At 38.0% G+C, this 1425-nt stretch carries 1 protein-coding gene; it reads right to left on the bottom strand.

Going from position 1 to position 1425, the window contains the following annotated elements; translation table 11 throughout:
• On the bottom strand, positions 1-1425 hold a 1425-nt coding region (locus ACSVH5_RS13420; protein WP_438061917.1), incomplete at both ends, for a SprB repeat-containing protein.

Consider the following 1425-nt stretch of genomic DNA (forward strand, 5'->3'; position numbering starts at 1 on the left):
TTTTGTCATTTGGATCTTTAGCGGTTGCCAAAGCCAAGTTGTAAACAAATCCTTTGTTGATGTCATCTTGAGTAATGGTATGTGAAGCTGAGAAGGTAGTACTATCAGTAGCACCCACAGCCAATGTTGCAATTGGACCACCAGTTACCACCGCATTATTGTCCGTTACTGTTACATTAGTCAAGGTTACATTACCTGTATTTTTGATGACAAAGTTATAAGAAACCACATCACCTACATTGGTTATTCCATCATTGTTACTATCTACATATACACAATCTTTTGTGATGTCGATACTTGGAGATTGATTCAATTCTGTAATAGTACAATCAGTGCACTCAGGGTCTTTTGGACAAGTAGTACAAGGTGTAGGATCAGAAGAAGCATCTGTTACGGGTTTGTCATTTGGATCTTTAGCGGTTGCCAAAGCCAAGTTGTAAACAAATCCTTTATTGATATCATCTTGAGTTATGGTATGTGAAGCTGAGAAGGTAGTGCTGTCAGTTGCACCCACAGCCAATGTTGCAATTGGACCACCAGTTACTACTGCATTATTGTCCGTTACTGTTACATTAGTCAAGGTTACATTACCAGTGTTTTTGATGACAAAGTTATAAGAAACCACATCGCCTACATTGGTTATTCCATCATTGTTGCTATCCACATACACTCCATCTTTTGTGATGTCGATACCAGATTCGCTGATTGTATAATTGTATTCAATGGTACATCCTTTAGCATCCGTAATTAATACGCTATAAATTCCAGAAGATAGATTAACTATGTCTTCTGATGTTGCTCCATTTGACCATAAAAATTGGTAAGGTTTGGTTCCTCCCTCAACAGTAATATCTATTGCTCCATTATTACAACCAACACAATTATTATTATTTGTAAGGATTGATGTAGCAGAAAGTTCTGCTTCAGGTTGAGTAATGGTTACAGAACAAGTTGTTTTGTATCCTAATTTATCAGTAACAGTCACTGTATGAGTTCCTGCATTAAGCGAAATTGCAGTAGCTGTAGTTTCTTGATTATCCCAAAGGAAAGTAAATCCGCCATTTCCACCTGTAGGAGTTACAGTAGCTTGTCCATTGCTATCCCCAAAACATTTAGCAGGAGCCACTTCCACTACAGAACAAAGCAATACATCAGGTTGAGTGATGGTTACAGAACAAGTTGTTTGACAACCTTTGCTATCGGTTACAGTTACGGTATGAGTTCCCGCATTAAGCGAAGTTGCAGTAGCATTAATCTCTTGATTATCCCAAAGGAAAGTGTATCCACCATTTCCACCAGTAGGAGTTACGGTAGCTTTACCATCAGATAGTCCATTGGCAGAAACCGCAGTATCTTGAACAATAGAGCAGCTTAAAACAGCAGGTTGTGTAATGCTTAAACTTGCATTTAAAATTTTAACACAAT

The sequence above is a fragment of the Flavobacterium sp. RSSA_27 genome (genome assembly GCF_051547125.1).
In the GTDB taxonomy this organism is placed as follows: Bacteria; Bacteroidota; Bacteroidia; order Flavobacteriales; family Flavobacteriaceae; genus Flavobacterium.